This window comes from Acidovorax sp. NPDC077693 (assembly GCF_044542805.1).
GTDB lineage: Bacteria > Pseudomonadota > Gammaproteobacteria > Burkholderiales > Burkholderiaceae_C > Acidovorax.
Map to the genome: position 1 here is coordinate 75,215 of NZ_JBITVD010000011.1, position 13,848 is coordinate 89,062.

Here is a 13,848-nt window from a genome sequence, read left to right on the forward strand (position 1 = left end):
GACACGGCTGAACCGATTGGCGGATGCGACAGTGGCTGGGGAAGGGCCTGGTTGCGGGCGCCATTGTGCCACCGAACCGCCAACTACCCAACTTTGCGGGTCTTGCAGGGGCCAAAAAAGCAGTCTCCATCTGGGGCATCGGGCGCGGCTCGCTTACATTCGTGTATTCCTTTGCCACACACAACATGACGCCTGCCAACCTCCAGTCCAAAGCCTTTCTGCTGCTGCTGATCCTTGTCACCGTGGCCTTCGGGGCCATTCTCTGGCAGTTTCATGGGGCCGTCTTCTGGGGCGTGATTCTCGCCATCCTGTTTGCCCCCCTGCACCGCAAGCTGCTGCGGCGCATGCCCCGGCGCACCAACCTGGCAGCCCTGAGCACATTGGCGCTATGCCTGGTCGTCGTGATCCTGCCCATGACAGCGATCACGATCTCGCTCATCCAGGAAGCCACCGTGGTCTACGAGCGCATGCGCTCCGGGCAACTCAACTTCGGTCTGTACCTGCAGCAGATCATCTCGGCCCTGCCCGGCTGGGCCGTGAACCTGCTCGAACGCCTGAATCTCACGTCCGTATCCGAACTGCAGGAGAAATTCTCCTCGGTGGCCGTGCAAGCCAGCCAGTTCGTCGCCGCGCAGGCCCTGAGCATCGGCCAGAACACCCTGGAGTTCGTGGTGAGCTTCGGCATCATGCTGTACCTGCTGTTCTTCCTGCTGCGCGACGGCAACAGCCTGGCCCTGCGCATTGGCCAGGCCACGCCGCTCGACGAAGCCCACAAGCGCCAACTGGTGGACAAGTTCACCACCGTGATCCGCGCCACGGTCAAAGGCAACATCGTCGTGGCGGCCTCGCAAGGCGCCCTGGGCGGCCTGATCTTCTGGATCCTGGGCATCCAGGGGCCCGTGCTGTGGGGTGTGCTGATGGCCTTCCTGTCACTGCTGCCGGCCGTGGGCGCAGGCCTCATCTGGCTGCCGGTGGCCATCTATTTCCTCGCCACGGGTGCGGTATGGCAGGGCGTGGTGCTGATCGCCTACGGTGTGTTCGTGATCGGCCTGGTGGACAACGTGCTGCGTCCCATCCTCGTCGGCAAGGACACAAAGATGCCCGACTACGTCGTGCTGATCTCGACCCTGGGCGGCATGGCCCTGTTCGGCCTGACCGGCTTCGTCATCGGGCCCGTGATTGCGGCGCTGTTCATTGCCACCTGGGACCTGTTTGCGCCCAGCACTGGCAACCGCTCGACGCCACCCTGACCCCACGCCGCCCCTGCACCCTCCCTGCCAGGGTACCAGGGGCAACAAAAAAGGCCCTGTATTGCTACAGGGCCTCATGTTCTTGGTAGGACGTACTGGATTCGAACCAGTGACCAACGGATTAAAAGTCCGCTGCTCTACCAACTGAGCTAACGTCCCGACCTGTTGCAGGCAGCCGATTGATCAACTGCTGCAAAGCCTTGGATTATAGCGTCTTTTTGAGCGGTTTTTTCTGAATGCCAGCAGCGAGCTGATCGAGCACCCAGCCGGCGGCGCATTGGCCGAAGGTCGCGGTCACGGCCACGACGGAGCCGTAGCCGTGGCAATTCAGGGAGCCGTCGCCGTCGATGTTGCACGACGCATCGGGCGCGGCGACCGCCTCGCGGCTGAAGACGCAGGCGACTCCGATCTTCTTGCCGTCGCGCGGAGCGCGGTGCTCCTTGCGCAGCCGGTAGCGCACCTGGGCCAGCAGAGGGTCGTGCGTGGTGAGCGACAGGTCATCGATGTCGACCTTGTGCGCATGGCGCTTGCCGCCTGCGGCACCGACCACGATGTGCAGCACTCCCACATCGCGCGCCCAGGCGGCCATGGCGGTCTTGGCCTTGACCTGGTCGCAGGCATCGACCACGGCATCGACCGGATGCGGCAGCAGGCCGGGCCAATTCTCCGGGGTGGCGAAGTCGTCCACACAATGGACGGTGCAGGCAGGGTTGATCTGCGCAATGCGCTGCTGCATAGCCACGACCTTGGCCTGGCCGACGGTGTCGGTCAGCGCGTGGATCTGGCGGTTGATGTTGGATTCGGCGACATGGTCCATGTCCACCAGGGTGATGTGCCCCACCCCGCTGCGCGCCAGGGCCTCGGCGGTCCACGACCCCACACCGCCGACGCCGATGACGGCCACGTGGGCGTGGCGGATGCGGGCGGCACCCGCAACCCCGTACAGCCGCTCGAGCCCGCCGAAGCGCCGCGCCAGCTCTGCGGCAGGCGCGGCGTCCGGCAAAGAGACCTCGACGGTCATTGCTACTTCAGGCGCGAGAGACGCTCTTTGGCCGCCATGGCGGCTTCAGACTGGGGATAGGCCTTCACCAGATCTTCCAGCGTCTTGCGGGCCGCACGGGTGTCCTTGAGCTCGATCTGGCAGTTGGCGATCGACAAGGCGGCTTCCGGCGCGCGCGCGTGGGTCGGCGCGTCTGCCAGCATCAACTTGAAGTTGTTGATGGATTCCTTGTAGTCGCGCGTCGCGTACTGGGCATTGCCCAGCCAGAAGCGAGCCGATGGCACAAAGCCGCTGCGAGGGTATTGCCGCACGAAGGCGGCAAAGGCGGCACTGGCGTCCGGAAACTTGCCCGAACGGAACACGGCCAGCGCCGCGTCGAAGTCCCGTTTTTCAGCCGGGTCGGCCTGGAATTCCTGGCCGTCCTGCGTCACCTTCACGGGCTCGAACTGCCGCAGGCGCTCGTCCACGCCCTGGGCGATGTCCTTTTGCCGCTTTTGCAGGTCGGCCGCATCACGCAGCAATTGCTCGTTTTGGCCGCGCAGCTTGGACTGCTCCACACGCAGGGTCTCGATCTGCGTCTGCAGATCGAGCAAACTGCGGCGCAGCTGGCTGTTGTCTTCGCCCAGCCTGCGCACCTCGTCTGAGGAGCGCTGCTGGGCGGCCTGCAGGCCGTCGACCCGTTGGCGCATCTCCAGGATGGCGCGGCGTGCTTCATCGTCCTCAAACAGCGCTGCGTGGCTTGCCGGCACCAACACTGCCAGCAGCGTCGCCGCTGCCAGCGCCTTGCGGGGGAAGGAAAAAGACAACGCGCGCATTAACGATAGGACAGTTCAGCGCGGCGGTTTTGCGCGTGCGCGTCTTCCGAGTTGCCCGCCGCTGCGGGCTTTTCCTTGCCGAAGCTCACTGCTTCGATCTGGTTGTCCGGCACGCCCAGCAGGCCCAGCGAACGGCGCACGGCTTCTGCACGCTTTTGGCCCAGTGCCAGGTTGTACTCACGGCCGCCGCGGTCGTCGGTGTGGCCTTCGATCATGACCTTGCGGTTGCCGCCGGACTTGATGAAGCGGGAGTGCGCTTCGATCAGCGACTGGAATTCAGGCTTGATCACGTAGCTGTCGTAGTCGAAATACACGATGCGGGCCACGCCCTGGGGGCCTGCCGCGTCACGCGCCGATTGGCCCAGGTCCACACCTGCCACACCGCTTTGCGCCGTGTTGCCGGAGTTGGCGCCACTGTTGTTCGCGCCCATGGTCGAGGTAGCGTTCTTGTCTTCGACAGGCACGTCGTCCAGCTTCACACCGGAGCTGCAACCAGCCATGAGCGCGACGATGGAAAGGGCGAGGGTAAAGCGTTTGATCATCCAAAATTCTCCTGAAAACTTGATAACTGAAACTGAAAATTAGTTCACTGCTTTTGAAACGGACCCCAGTCCGGTTCGCGGATATCGCCAGCCTGCCCCGCCAGACGCGCCTTGATCTTGCCGTCGAGCGTGGTGGTCATGAGCGCTTCGCGGCCCTGCTGCTGGGTCGCGTACACGATCAGGCGGCTGTTGGGCGCAAAACTGGGGTTTTCGTCGGCCGTCGAGTCGGTCACGGCATTCACCGTACCGCTGGACAAATCCATGACGTGGAGCTTGAAGGCGCCGCCCACACGGGAGATGTAGGCCAACCACTTACCGTCAGGGCTCACGCTCGGCGAGATGTTGTAGGACCCGGTGAAGGTCACGCGCTCGGCGTTGCCGCCGGATGCGGTCACCTTGTAGATCTGCGGCGCACCGCCGCGGTCGCTCACGAAATAGATGCTGCGGCCGTCGCCCGAGTACACGGGCTCGGTGTCGATGCCCGCGCTTTGCATCAGACGGCGTGGCTCACCGCCGTTGGCGTCGATGGTGTACAGCTGGGAGCCGCCATCGCGGCTCAACGTGACCGCCAGCGAGCGGCCGTCCGGCGCCCAGGCCGGCGCACTGTTGGAGCCGCGGAAGTTGGCGATCAGGCGGCGGCGGCCCGATGCGACGTCGTGCACGTACACCACCGGCTTGCGCGACTCGAACGACACGTACGCCAGCTGGCCGCCATTGGGGGACCAGGCAGGCGAGATGATGGGCTCGGGGCTGGACAGGGCCGATTGCGAGTTTTCGCCATCGGCATCGGCCACCCACAGGCTGTAGCGCGGGCCGGTCTTGGTGACGTAGGCGATGCGCGTCGAGAAAATGCCGCGCTCACCGGTGAGCTTTTCGTAGATGAAGTCCGCGATGCGGTGGGCCACCAGGCGCAGGTCTCCCTGCGTGACGACGAAGCTCTGGCCACCCAGGTCCTGGCCCTTGACGACATCCCACAGCCGAAAGCGGATGTCGAAACGGCCATCGGACAGCCGCGTGATGCTGCCGGTGGCCAGCGAATCGGCGCTTTTCTGGCGCCACAGGGCGACGTCCGGGCGGGCCGTTTCATCCAGCGCGGCACCCGTGGCGTCGACAGCGCGGAACTGGCCGCTGCGCTCCAGGTCGGCCTGCACGATGGCAGCGATCTTCTGGGGTGCCTGCGCTTCGCCCCGGAAGGGCGCTATGGCGATGGGCAACTGGGTGAGACCCACACCCGTGACCTCGACGCGAAACTGCGCAAGGGCCGGAACGGCGGGTGTGGCGATCAGCGCGGCCAGCACGTGGCGGCGCAGTGGGTGCGGCAGGGCCGCGGAAGGTTTTTGAGATGGGATTCGATCTGTGGTCATTGGCATCCAGCATTGGCCGAACAGGACATTGAACAGGCTCTGAGCAACCCCGAATGTTACACACAGCGGGAAAACCCCTGTGACAAACTGTGCGCCAGTCCTGCAAAGGGTGCTCATTTTTTTGACATGCAGCGCGGCGGCACACTGCGGCCGGCTGCAGGCACAAACGTAGAATCGGCCGCACATGCAAGCCACCAACCCAGGCGCCGCGCCTGCCCCAGCCCCCGTCGCCCCCCCTGCCAGCCTGACCACACGCCTTAAACGGTTATCCGTTTACTTTGGCAACCAGCGGCTGGCCTGGAGCCTGGCGATTGCGGCGACGCTCATCGGGGCCATCACCGAACCGCTCATACCCGCCTTGCTGCAGCCGCTGCTGGACCGGGGCTTCACCCAGGGCACCCTGCAGCTGTGGATGGTGCCGCTGGCCATTCTGGGGATCTTCTTCGTGCGGGGCCTGGCCCAGTTCGTCGGGCAGTACGCCCTGGCGCGCATCGCCAACGAAGGCATGCTGATACTGCGCCAGTCCTTGTTCGACCGGGTGCTCGCGGCCGAGATGGGCCTGTTCACGCGCCAGTCGGCCAGCGCGCTGTCCAACACCGTGGTGTACGAGGTGCAGACCGGCGCCACGCTGCTGGTGCAGGCGCTGATGGGGCTGTCGCGCGACGGCTTCACGCTGGTGGCCCTGCTGGGCTACTTGCTGTACCTCAACTGGCAGCTCACGCTGATCGTGGCGGTGGTGGTGCCCGGCGTGGCCTGGATCATGAAGACCCTGTCAAAACGGCTGTACCACCTGACCAAGAGCAGCCAGCAGGCCACGGACGAACTGGCCTATGTGGTGGAAGAAAACGTGCTGGCCCACCGCATGGTGCGGCTGCATGGCGCCCAGGAGGGCCAGGCGGAGCGTTTTGCAGGGCTGAGCGGCAGCCTGCGGCGCCTGGCCATCAAGTCCACGATTGCCTCCGCCGCGATGACGCCCCTCACGCAGTTGCTGGCGGCCGCCGCACTGTCGGTGGTGATCTGCATCGCGCTGTGGCAAAGCCGTGGCGCGGTGGACACCAAGGACGTCACGGTGGGCGGATTCGTGTCGTTCATCACGGCCATGCTGATGCTCATCGCGCCCATCCGGCGCCTGGCCGATGTCGCCAGCCCCGTCACGCGCGGCGTCGCCGCGCTGGAGAGGGGGTTGGCCCTCCTGGGCGATACGGGCGCCGAGAGTGGCGGCCAGTACCGCACCGACCGCGTGAAGGGCGAGCTGGCACTGAACCGCGTGTCCGTGTCTTTCGGGCCAGACCACGCGCCGGCCCTGGACCAGATCAGCCTGCGGGTGGCTCCCGGTGAAATCGTGGCGCTGGTGGGGCCGTCGGGCGCGGGCAAGACCACGCTGGTCAACCTGCTGCCGCGGTTCGTGATGCCGTCGGCCGGCGAGATTCTGGTGGACGGGCAGCCGCTGCCCGACTGGGACCTGGGCTCGCTGCGTTCGCAGTTTGCGATGGTGAGCCAGGACGTGGTCATGTTCAACGACACCATTGCCGCGAACGTGGCGCTGGGCCACGCCGTGGACGAGCAGCGCGTGCTCGACTGCCTGGACGCCGCCAACCTGGCCGCCCACGTGGCCGCCCTGCCCCAGGGCATCCACACGGTGGTGGGCCACAACGCCACGCAGCTGTCGGGCGGGCAGCGCCAGCGGCTGGCCATTGCACGGGCGCTCTACAAGGACGCGCCGATCCTCATCCTGGACGAAGCCACCTCGGCGCTGGACACCGAGTCGGAGCGTCTGGTGCAGGACGCGCTGCAACGCCTGATGCAGGGCCGGACCACGCTGGTGATTGCGCACCGCCTGTCCACCATCGAACATGCCGACCGCGTGGTGGTGATGGAGCGCGGCCGCATTGCCGAGCAGGGAACGCATGCCGAACTGATGGCGCAGGGCGGGCTCTACGCGCGCCTGCAGTCACGCCCGGCATCGGGTGAAGCCGCTCCGCTGGGCTGAGACGGCTGCGCAGAGAACGCGCACGCGTCAGAAGCGGCAGCATGTGGAGTAGCACCGCACAACGGCCCAGGCAACGCTCCAGGGCATGAAGGGGCCGGCAGCCAGGGACCTCCGTCAGGAGGCGCCGCTCGATGCGGCCTTATTGCCCCCCTTGCCCCCTGCCCTCACCGCCCCACCCTACCACTGGCCGCGATTGGGCTGCCGGCGCCGCAGCGCCTCCGCAATCTTCGCGGCCGAGTCCGTGCGGTTCACGCGCATCGCGAAGTCGGCCGCGGTCAGGCCCAGCTGGTTCTTGAGCGTAGGGTCAGCGCCTTCGTCCAGCAGCAGCTGCACCGACGCCAGCGATCCGTACTGCGCGGCCATCATCAGCGGCGTGGTTCCGTTGGGCGACGTGGCGTCGATGTAAGCATGGTTCTCGATCAGCAGCGCGATGATCTGCGTGTGCTGCGCAGACCCGGCAGACGCCGCATAGTGCAAGGGCGCCCAGCCGGTCTTGTTCACGTCGGCATCGCGCGCCATGAGGGCCCGCACGATGTCGATATGGCCTTTGATGGCCGCCAGCATCAGCGGGCTTTCATCCTGGGCGTTGCGCACCTCGACCTTGATGTTGCGTGCTGCCAGCAGCGCCGTGAAAGCCTTGAGCGAGTCATTCTGCAGCGCGATCAGCAGGCCCGCCTGCCCCTTGGCGTCGCGCGTGTTCGGATCGAAGCCGCGGCGCAGCAGCGCCGTGATGGCGTTGCCGTCGTCCCGCTGGATGGCCGAGAAAAAATCTTCGTACGCTCCGGCCCACGCCCAGGGCGCGACCAGGGCCGCGGCCAGGCCCGCCAGCACCTTGCGGCGGGGCGTGCGCGCAGGGTTTGCGCCAGCCGCCGCGGTCGCCGTGGCGTTGGTGATGATGGTGGTGTCGATGGCGGGCGATGCCCCGTCTGCGTGCACGTTCGTCATGCGGTGACCCCCTTGAACAAGGTTTCGAAATTGCGGCTGGTGGCCTCGGCCACCTCTTCCACCGCGATGCCCTTGGTCTGGGCCACCTGCTGGGCCACGTACGGCACATAGGCCGGGCTGTTGGTCTTGCCGCGGTAGGGCACGGGTGCCAGGTAGGGGCTGTCGGTCTCGATCAATGTGCGGTCCAGCGGCACATAGGCCACCACGTCGCGCAGCTCCTGCGCGGTCTTGAAGGTGACGATGCCCGAGAACGACAGGTAGTAGCCGAGATCCAGCGCGGCGCGGGCCACCTGCATGGATTCGGTGAAGCAGTGGAACACGCCCCCGGCGATGTTCCCGGCGCCGTCCTCGCCCTCCTCCCGCAGGATGGCCAGCGTGTCGTCGGATGCGCTGCGGGTGTGGATCACCAGCGGCTTGGCGCAGGTGCGCGCTGCGCGGATGTGGTTGCGAAAACGGTCGCGCTGCCACTCCAGGTCGGCAATGCTGCGGCCGCCCTTGCGGTCTTCCATGCCGTAGTAGTCAAGCCCGGTCTCGCCGATCGCCACCACCCGGGGCAGCGCGGCGCGGGTCAGCAGGTCCTGCACGGTGGGCTCCTGCACACCCTCGTTGTCGGGGTGCACGCCCACCGTGCTCCAGAAGTTGTCGTGGGCCGTGGCCAGAGCGTGGACGCCCTCGAACTCCTCCAGCGTGGTGCAGATGCACAGGGCCCGGTCCACCTGCGCCTGGGCCATGGCCTGGCGGATGGCGGGCAACTGGCTCAGCAGTTCCGGAAAATTGAGATGGCAGTGCGAGTCGGTGTACATGCGGTATCAGGAAAACGAAGCGGTAACAAACGGGGCGGACCGGTGAGTTGCCGGGCAGCGAAGCTAGTGCGACCACCCTGGCGCGCGTAAGTTCTGCCCCCAATAAAAATGCCGACACGCCTGCGCGGGTCGGCACCGGGCACGCAGGCCGTGTCAGATGGTCTGGGTCGGACGGTCGGAGCCCAGGGCCGTGCCCAGAAGCTCTTCGATCTTGACCTTGAGCTGGCGCGACTTCTCGTCCTTGGGAAACTGGATGCCCACGCCCTGCGTGCGGTTGCCCGCCGCGCGGGCCGGCGTCACCCAGGCCACGCGGCCTGCCACGGGGTAGCGCTGCGTATCGTCCGGCAGGGTCAGCAGCACATAGACATCATCGCCCAGCTTGTAGTCGCGCTGGGTGGGGACAAATATGCCCCCTTCGGCAAAAAAGGGAATGTAGGCCGCATACAAGGCCGCCTTTTCCTTGATGGCCAGCTGCATGACGCTGGGGCGGGGTGCGGTGGAAGGACTGCTCATGGGTGGGTGCCTGGGGCTGGTTGCCTGGAGTGTAGGGTGTTTCGCGCCTGCGCCACAAGCGCCTCCAGCATGAGCCCTGCGTTGAACGGATGCTCTGCGGTGCGCGCCTCCTTGGCCAGCGCGCGCGACCAGCGCGTGAGCGCGCCCAGCGGCGGCACCGCCTTGGGCAGGTCGGCGGCAGCGAAGTAGCGTGGCGCGGCGCCCACGCTTGCGGCCATCAGGTCGTGGCAGAGCTTTTGCAGTGCATCGATGGCCTGGGCGGGCGCCCAGTCGCCCAGCGCGGTGACGTCGCCCTTGGCCATGGCCTGGGGCAGCGCGGACCACGCCTGCGGGCTGCGGCCGGACTGGGCCCAGGCCAAGGCATCGTCGGGCCGGCCGCCTGCGGCACGCAAGAAGGCCTTGGCCGCATCGTCGGCCACGCCCTGCCCGCGCAGCCACTGCAGCATCTCGGCCTCGGCCGGCCAGGCCATCGCGTGGCCCAGGCAGCGGCTGCGGATGGTGGGCAGCAGCTGGTGCGCGGCCTCGCTGGCCAGCACGAAGCGCACATCGCCCGGCGGCTCCTCCAGCGTCTTGAGCAGCGCGTTGGCCGTGATGTGGTTCATTTGCTCGGCCGGGTACACCAGCACGGCCTTGCCGCGGCCCCGGGCCGACGTGCGCTGCGAAAACTCCACCGCATCGCGCATGGCCTCCACGCGGATCTCGCGGCTGGGCTTGCGCTTCTTGTCGTCGATATCGGCCTGCGCCTTTTCGGACAGCGGCCAGCCCAGCGCCATCATCTGCACCTCGGGCATCAGCACGCACAGGTCCGCATGGGTGCGCACCTCGATGGCGTGGCAGCTGCTGCACTGGCCACAGGCACCGTTCGGGCCAGGCGTGTCGCACAGCCAGGCGCGCACCATCTCCAGCCCCAGCGTGTATTGCCCCAGGCCCGATGGGCCCTGCAGCAGCCAGGCATGGCCGCGCTGCGCCAGCAGGCTGGTGCGCTGGGCGGCGATCCAGGGGGCCAGCGCGGCGGATGGCGCGTCGCTGCTCATCGCGGGCCTCCTTGCGACGCCACCATGATCGCCAGCCACCCCTTGCGAACGAACACGCTGGTGAGCTGCTGCCACACGCGGTGGCGGTCCTGCGCCGCATCCAGCCGGGCAAAGCGCTGCGGCGCCGCGGCTGCACGGTCGGCATAGCCCTGTGATACGCGGCGGAAGAACTCGACCGGCTGAGACTCGAAGCGGTCCGGCACGCGTGCACCCGTCAAGCGCTCCGCGGCCACCTCAGGGGCCAGGTCAAACCACACCGTCAGATCCGGCTCACGCATCAAACCGGCGTCTGGCGCAAGCCCCGTCTGCGCCAGGCGCTCCAAAGTCGATAGCACGCCCACGTCGAACCCGCGGCCTGCACCCTGATAGGCAAACGTGGCGTCGGTGAAGCGGTCGCACAGCACCACCTCGCCCCGCGCGAGCGCAGGTTCGATCACGTTGAGCAAGTGGTCGCGGCGCGCCGCGAAGATCAGCAGCGACTCGGTGAGCGCGTCCATGGGGTCGGCCAGCACCATTTCGCGCAGCTTCTCGGCCAGCGGCGTGCCGCCGGGCTCGCGGCTCACGGTCACCGTGCGGCCCTGCGCGCGAAACGCCGTGGCCAGGCCCTCTATGTGCGACGACTTGCCCGCCCCGTCGATGCCTTCGAAGCTGATGAACAGGCCCTGCGTCATTGCCCGCCTCTCTGGTACCGGTTCACGGCGCGGTTGTGTTCTTCGAGCGAGGCGCTGAAATGGCTGGTGCCGTCGCCCTTGGCCACGAAGTACAGCGCGCGCGTGGCCTCCGGCTGCACCGCGGCCACCAGTGCGGCCTTGCCCGGCATGGCAATCGGGGTGGGCGGCAGGCCGGCGCGGGTGTAGGTGTTCCAGGGGGTGTCGGCCAGCAGGTCGCGCTTGCGCAGGTTGCCGTCGAACTTCTCGCCCAGGCCGTAGATGACGGTGGGGTCGGTCTGCAGCAGCATGCCCACGCGCAGCCGGTTGCTGAACACCCCCGCGATCTGGGCGCGGTCGCTGGCGCGGCCGGTTTCCTTTTCGACGATGCTGGCCAGGACCAGCGCCTCGTCGGCCGACTTGAGCGGCGTGTCGGCCGCGCGCTGGGCCCAGGCGGCTTCGAGCTTGCGGTCCATGGCGTGCAGGGCGCGGCGCAGCAGGGCGATCTCGCCGGAGCCCTTGGCATAGGCGTACGTGTCGGGGAAGAACCGGCCTTCGGGTGCGACGCCCGGGCGGCCCAGTTGCGCCATCAGGGCCTCGTCGCTCAAGGCCGCGGCGTCGTGCTTGAGCTGCTCTTCCTTGGCCAGCGCCTGGCGCACCTGGCGCCAGTTCCAGCCCTCCACCAGGGTCAGTGCCCGCAAAGACTCTTCACCGCGCACCAGCTTGTTGAGCAGGCTGCGCGGCGTGGTGCCGGGGGGGATTTCGTAGTTGCCGGCCTTCATGGCACGGTCCTGGCCCGAGAAGCGGAACCAGGCGTACAGCAAACGGGCGTCGGTCTGCGCACCCGCGGCCACCACATCGCGGGCGATGCCGCGCGGCGTGGTGCCGGGCTCGATGGCCAGCTCCAGCGGCTCGCCGCCGGTCACCAGCGGCTGATGCAGCCACCAGAAGGCGGCACCACCGGCACCTATGAGAACCACCAAGATCAAAGCAAGTAGACGTCGCACAACCCTGATGAATGTATGTGTAGAACCGGGCATCATAATTCAGCGATGACCCACCCTCTGAACGGCATTGCCCCTCTGTCCCACCTGGGCGTGATTCGCGTCGAAGGCGAAGACGCCGCCAAGTTCCTGCACGGCCAGCTCACCCAGGATTTCGCCCTGCTGGGCGACGACCAGGCCCGCCTGGCGGCCTTTTTGTCGGCCAAGGGCCGCATGCAGGCCACCTTCATCGGCTTCAAGCGCAGCGCTACCGAGATTCTGCTGCTGTGCAGCCCCGACCTGCTGCCCCCCACCCTCAAGCGCCTGTCGATGTTCGTGCTGCGTGCCAAGGCCAAGCTGACAGATGCGACGGCCGACTTCGCGCTGTACGGCCTGGCGGGCGATGCCGTCACGGCCCTGCCCCAGGGCGCACAGCCCGCCTGGACCAAGGCGGACGTGGGCGCCGCGTCGGTGGTGCACCTGTACCCCGCCGACGGCCAGCCCCGTGCGCTGTGGGTGGCGCCGGTGGCCGACCCTGCGCCCACGGGCACAGCCATCGACCCGGCCGTGTGGGCCTGGGGCGAGGTCCGGAGCGGCGTCGCAACGTTGACCACCCCGGTGGTCGAAGCCTTTGTGCCGCAGATGCTGAACTACGAATCCGTGGGCGGCGTGAACTTCAAGAAGGGCTGCTACCCCGGCCAGGAAGTGGTGGCACGCAGCCAGTTCCGGGGCACGCTGAAGCGCCGGGCTTACGTGGCCCACGCTGCCTCTGCAGTAGCCGTCGGGGCCGAGGTGTTCAGCACCAACGACCTGGAGCAGCCGTGCGGCACGATGGTGCAGGTTGCGGCGGCACCGGCGGGGGGTTTCGACGCCATCGTGTCGCTGCAGATCGCAGCCGCGCAGGACAGCCTGCAGGTGGGTGCGGCGGACGGCGTGGCGCTGTCCTTGCAGCCCCTGCCTTACGCACTGCTCGACGATATTTGATAAAAAAACGGCTCTACCGCTTGTCTGGCGAGCGGTAGCAGCTCATATTTTTATAGCATCCACAGGCGCCGCACCCAGCCGTGACACGGCCGTGCCCATGCGGGGCACTAAAGCCGCTGCGCCATGGCGATATGGGCAATGCCAGCCTCCTCGTACGGCTGGCCCACCACCGTGAACCCGGCGCGGCGGTAAAACCCTTCGGCGCTGCGCTGGGCGTGCAGTTGCACTTCGGTGTCGCCCCGCGCCTTGGCCGCGCCCACCAGGGCATCCAGCAGTTGCCGGCCCCAGCGCCCGCCGCGCACGGACCGGTCCACCGCCATGCGGCCGATGCGGCCGACGCCGGGCTCGGGCTGCAGCAGGCGCCCTGCGGCAATCGGCATGCCCAGGCGGTTGTAGAGCACTGCGTGGCGCGCCGAGATATCGAGCGCATCGGCCTCGATCTCGGCGGGAATGCCCTGCTCGCGCACAAACACATCGGTGCGCACGCGGCCTGCATCACGGCCCAGCGTGTTCCAGTCGCCGGTCTTGACTTCGGCCATGTCGTGGCCGGCCTCGAAGCCGTCGAAGATGGCGCGCAGCGCGGGCGGCACGGGCCGCGAGGTCTGCGTGGCCGGGTCGGCGAACACATAGACCAGCTCGGCCGAGATCAGCAGCCGGTCGCCGCTGAAGATGCCCGCCTGGAACAAGCAGGACGAGTTGCCGATGCGCGCGCACTTCAGGCCCACCTCCAGCGTGTCGTCGAGCCGTGCCGACGCGTGGTATTCCACCGTCGCCTTCTTCACGTACATCTCGCCGCCCAGGGCGTGCATGCTGCTCTCGTAAGGCAGCCCCAGCGCCCGCCAGTAGTCGGACATGGCGGTGTCGATGTACATCAGGTAGTGGGCGTTGAACACGATCTTCTGCATGTCCACCTCGGCCCAGCGCACGCGCAGGCGGTGGAACAATCGGAAATCACTGCGTTGCATGGTCTCGTTGTCT

Annotated in this window: 14 protein-coding genes and 1 tRNA gene; 3 read left to right on the top strand and 12 right to left on the bottom strand. The window is 67.3% G+C overall.

Annotated elements, in window-relative coordinates; all coding sequences use genetic code 11:
- Positions 1–185 precede the first annotated feature (185 nt).
- On the top strand, positions 186–1,250 hold the full coding sequence (locus ACIGHN_RS16630) for an AI-2E family transporter (protein WP_396505230.1): 1,065 nt from the start codon (positions 186–188) through the stop codon (positions 1,248–1,250).
- Between the two features lie 83 nt (positions 1,251–1,333).
- On the opposite strand, the gene ACIGHN_RS16635 is transcribed toward ACIGHN_RS16630, so the two are convergent.
- From ACIGHN_RS16635 to tolB, 5 genes are all read right to left on the bottom strand, one after another.
- Positions 1,334–1,409: transfer RNA gene (locus ACIGHN_RS16635), tRNA-Lys, on the bottom strand.
- A gap of 46 nt (positions 1,410–1,455) precedes the next feature.
- Positions 1,456–2,271 (bottom strand): ThiF family adenylyltransferase, encoded by an 816-nt coding sequence (locus ACIGHN_RS16640; protein WP_396505231.1) that lies wholly within the window; start codon positions 2,269–2,271, stop codon positions 1,456–1,458.
- A 2-nt stretch (positions 2,272–2,273) separates the two neighbouring features.
- The gene (gene ybgF / locus ACIGHN_RS16645; protein ID WP_056419556.1) at positions 2,274–3,065 is read right to left on the bottom strand and encodes a tol-pal system protein YbgF; all 792 of its coding nucleotides are present in this window, start codon (positions 3,063–3,065) and stop codon (positions 2,274–2,276) included.
- Positions 3,065–3,607: a peptidoglycan-associated lipoprotein Pal gene (gene pal, locus ACIGHN_RS16650; protein WP_396505232.1), complete on the bottom strand. Its 543-nt coding sequence runs from the start codon at positions 3,605–3,607 to the stop codon at positions 3,065–3,067. The genes ybgF and pal overlap by 1 nt, the downstream gene beginning before the upstream one ends.
- A 44-nt stretch (positions 3,608–3,651) precedes the next feature.
- Positions 3,652–4,971: a Tol-Pal system beta propeller repeat protein TolB gene (gene tolB / locus ACIGHN_RS16655; protein WP_056419551.1), complete on the bottom strand. Its 1,320-nt coding sequence runs from the start codon at positions 4,969–4,971 to the stop codon at positions 3,652–3,654.
- Between the two features lie 184 nt (positions 4,972–5,155).
- On the opposite strand from tolB, the gene msbA reads away from it, so the two are divergent.
- Complete coding sequence (msbA, locus tag ACIGHN_RS16660) at positions 5,156–6,961, top strand: lipid A export permease/ATP-binding protein MsbA (protein WP_396505233.1); 1,806 nt, start codon at positions 5,156–5,158, stop codon at positions 6,959–6,961.
- A 177-nt stretch (positions 6,962–7,138) separates the two neighbouring features.
- On the opposite strand, the gene ACIGHN_RS16665 is transcribed toward msbA, so the two are convergent.
- The 6 genes from ACIGHN_RS16665 to mltG form a co-directional block, all read right to left on the bottom strand.
- The gene (locus ACIGHN_RS16665; protein WP_082485828.1) at positions 7,139–7,906 is read right to left on the bottom strand and encodes an ankyrin repeat domain-containing protein; all 768 of its coding nucleotides are present in this window, start codon (positions 7,904–7,906) and stop codon (positions 7,139–7,141) included.
- The gene (locus tag ACIGHN_RS16670) at positions 7,903–8,709 is read right to left on the bottom strand and encodes a TatD family hydrolase (RefSeq protein WP_056419545.1); all 807 of its coding nucleotides are present in this window, start codon (positions 8,707–8,709) and stop codon (positions 7,903–7,905) included. The genes ACIGHN_RS16665 and ACIGHN_RS16670 overlap by 4 nt, the downstream gene beginning before the upstream one ends.
- A gap of 153 nt (positions 8,710–8,862) precedes the next feature.
- Positions 8,863–9,222, bottom strand: a complete 360-nt coding sequence (locus ACIGHN_RS16675; protein WP_056419543.1) for a PilZ domain-containing protein — start codon at positions 9,220–9,222, stop codon at positions 8,863–8,865.
- A complete protein-coding gene (locus tag ACIGHN_RS16680) occupies positions 9,219–10,256 on the bottom strand; it encodes a DNA polymerase III subunit delta' (protein WP_396505234.1) in 1,038 nt (345 codons plus the stop codon). The genes ACIGHN_RS16675 and ACIGHN_RS16680 overlap by 4 nt, the downstream gene beginning before the upstream one ends.
- A complete protein-coding gene (gene tmk, locus ACIGHN_RS16685; RefSeq protein WP_056419538.1) occupies positions 10,253–10,927 on the bottom strand; it encodes a dTMP kinase in 675 nt (224 codons plus the stop codon). The genes ACIGHN_RS16680 and tmk overlap by 4 nt, the downstream gene beginning before the upstream one ends.
- Positions 10,924–11,910 (bottom strand): endolytic transglycosylase MltG, encoded by a 987-nt coding sequence (gene mltG / locus ACIGHN_RS16690; protein ID WP_396505235.1) that lies wholly within the window; start codon positions 11,908–11,910, stop codon positions 10,924–10,926. The genes tmk and mltG overlap by 4 nt, the downstream gene beginning before the upstream one ends.
- A gap of 45 nt (positions 11,911–11,955) precedes the next feature.
- Here mltG and ACIGHN_RS16695 point away from each other — a divergent pair, with 45 nt between their 5' ends.
- Entirely contained in the window at positions 11,956–12,870 is a 915-nt protein-coding gene (locus ACIGHN_RS16695; protein WP_396505236.1) for a YgfZ/GcvT domain-containing protein, read from the top strand.
- Between the two features lie 107 nt (positions 12,871–12,977).
- Here ACIGHN_RS16695 and ACIGHN_RS16700 read toward each other — a convergent pair whose 3' ends face one another.
- Positions 12,978–13,835 (bottom strand): YbgC/FadM family acyl-CoA thioesterase, encoded by an 858-nt coding sequence (locus tag ACIGHN_RS16700; protein WP_396505237.1) that lies wholly within the window; start codon positions 13,833–13,835, stop codon positions 12,978–12,980.
- Between the last annotated feature and the right edge of the window lie 13 nt (positions 13,836–13,848).

Bases quoted from the DNA above. Each gene is read 5' to 3' on its own strand.
- ACIGHN_RS16630 (WP_396505230.1), top strand. From the start codon at position 186: ATGACGCCTGCCAACCTCCAGTCCAAAGCCTTTCTGCTGCTGCTGATC.
- ACIGHN_RS16640 (WP_396505231.1), bottom strand. From the start codon at position 2,271: ATGACCGTCGAGGTCTCTTTGCCGGACGCCGCGCCTGCCGCAGAGCTG.
- ybgF (WP_056419556.1), bottom strand. From the start codon at position 3,065: ATGCGCGCGTTGTCTTTTTCCTTCCCCCGCAAGGCGCTGGCAGCGGCG.
- pal (WP_396505232.1), bottom strand. From the start codon at position 3,607: ATGATCAAACGCTTTACCCTCGCCCTTTCCATCGTCGCGCTCATGGCT.
- tolB (WP_056419551.1), bottom strand. From the start codon at position 4,971: ATGACCACAGATCGAATCCCATCTCAAAAACCTTCCGCGGCCCTGCCG.
- msbA (WP_396505233.1), top strand. From the start codon at position 5,156: ATGCAAGCCACCAACCCAGGCGCCGCGCCTGCCCCAGCCCCCGTCGCC.
- ACIGHN_RS16665 (WP_082485828.1), bottom strand. From the start codon at position 7,906: ATGACGAACGTGCACGCAGACGGGGCATCGCCCGCCATCGACACCACC.
- ACIGHN_RS16670 (WP_056419545.1), bottom strand. From the start codon at position 8,709: ATGTACACCGACTCGCACTGCCATCTCAATTTTCCGGAACTGCTGAGC.
- ACIGHN_RS16675 (WP_056419543.1), bottom strand. From the start codon at position 9,222: ATGAGCAGTCCTTCCACCGCACCCCGCCCCAGCGTCATGCAGCTGGCC.
- ACIGHN_RS16680 (WP_396505234.1), bottom strand. From the start codon at position 10,256: ATGAGCAGCGACGCGCCATCCGCCGCGCTGGCCCCCTGGATCGCCGCC.
- tmk (WP_056419538.1), bottom strand. From the start codon at position 10,927: ATGACGCAGGGCCTGTTCATCAGCTTCGAAGGCATCGACGGGGCGGGC.
- ACIGHN_RS16695 (WP_396505236.1), top strand. From the start codon at position 11,956: ATGACCCACCCTCTGAACGGCATTGCCCCTCTGTCCCACCTGGGCGTG.
- ACIGHN_RS16700 (WP_396505237.1), bottom strand. From the start codon at position 13,835: ATGCAACGCAGTGATTTCCGATTGTTCCACCGCCTGCGCGTGCGCTGG.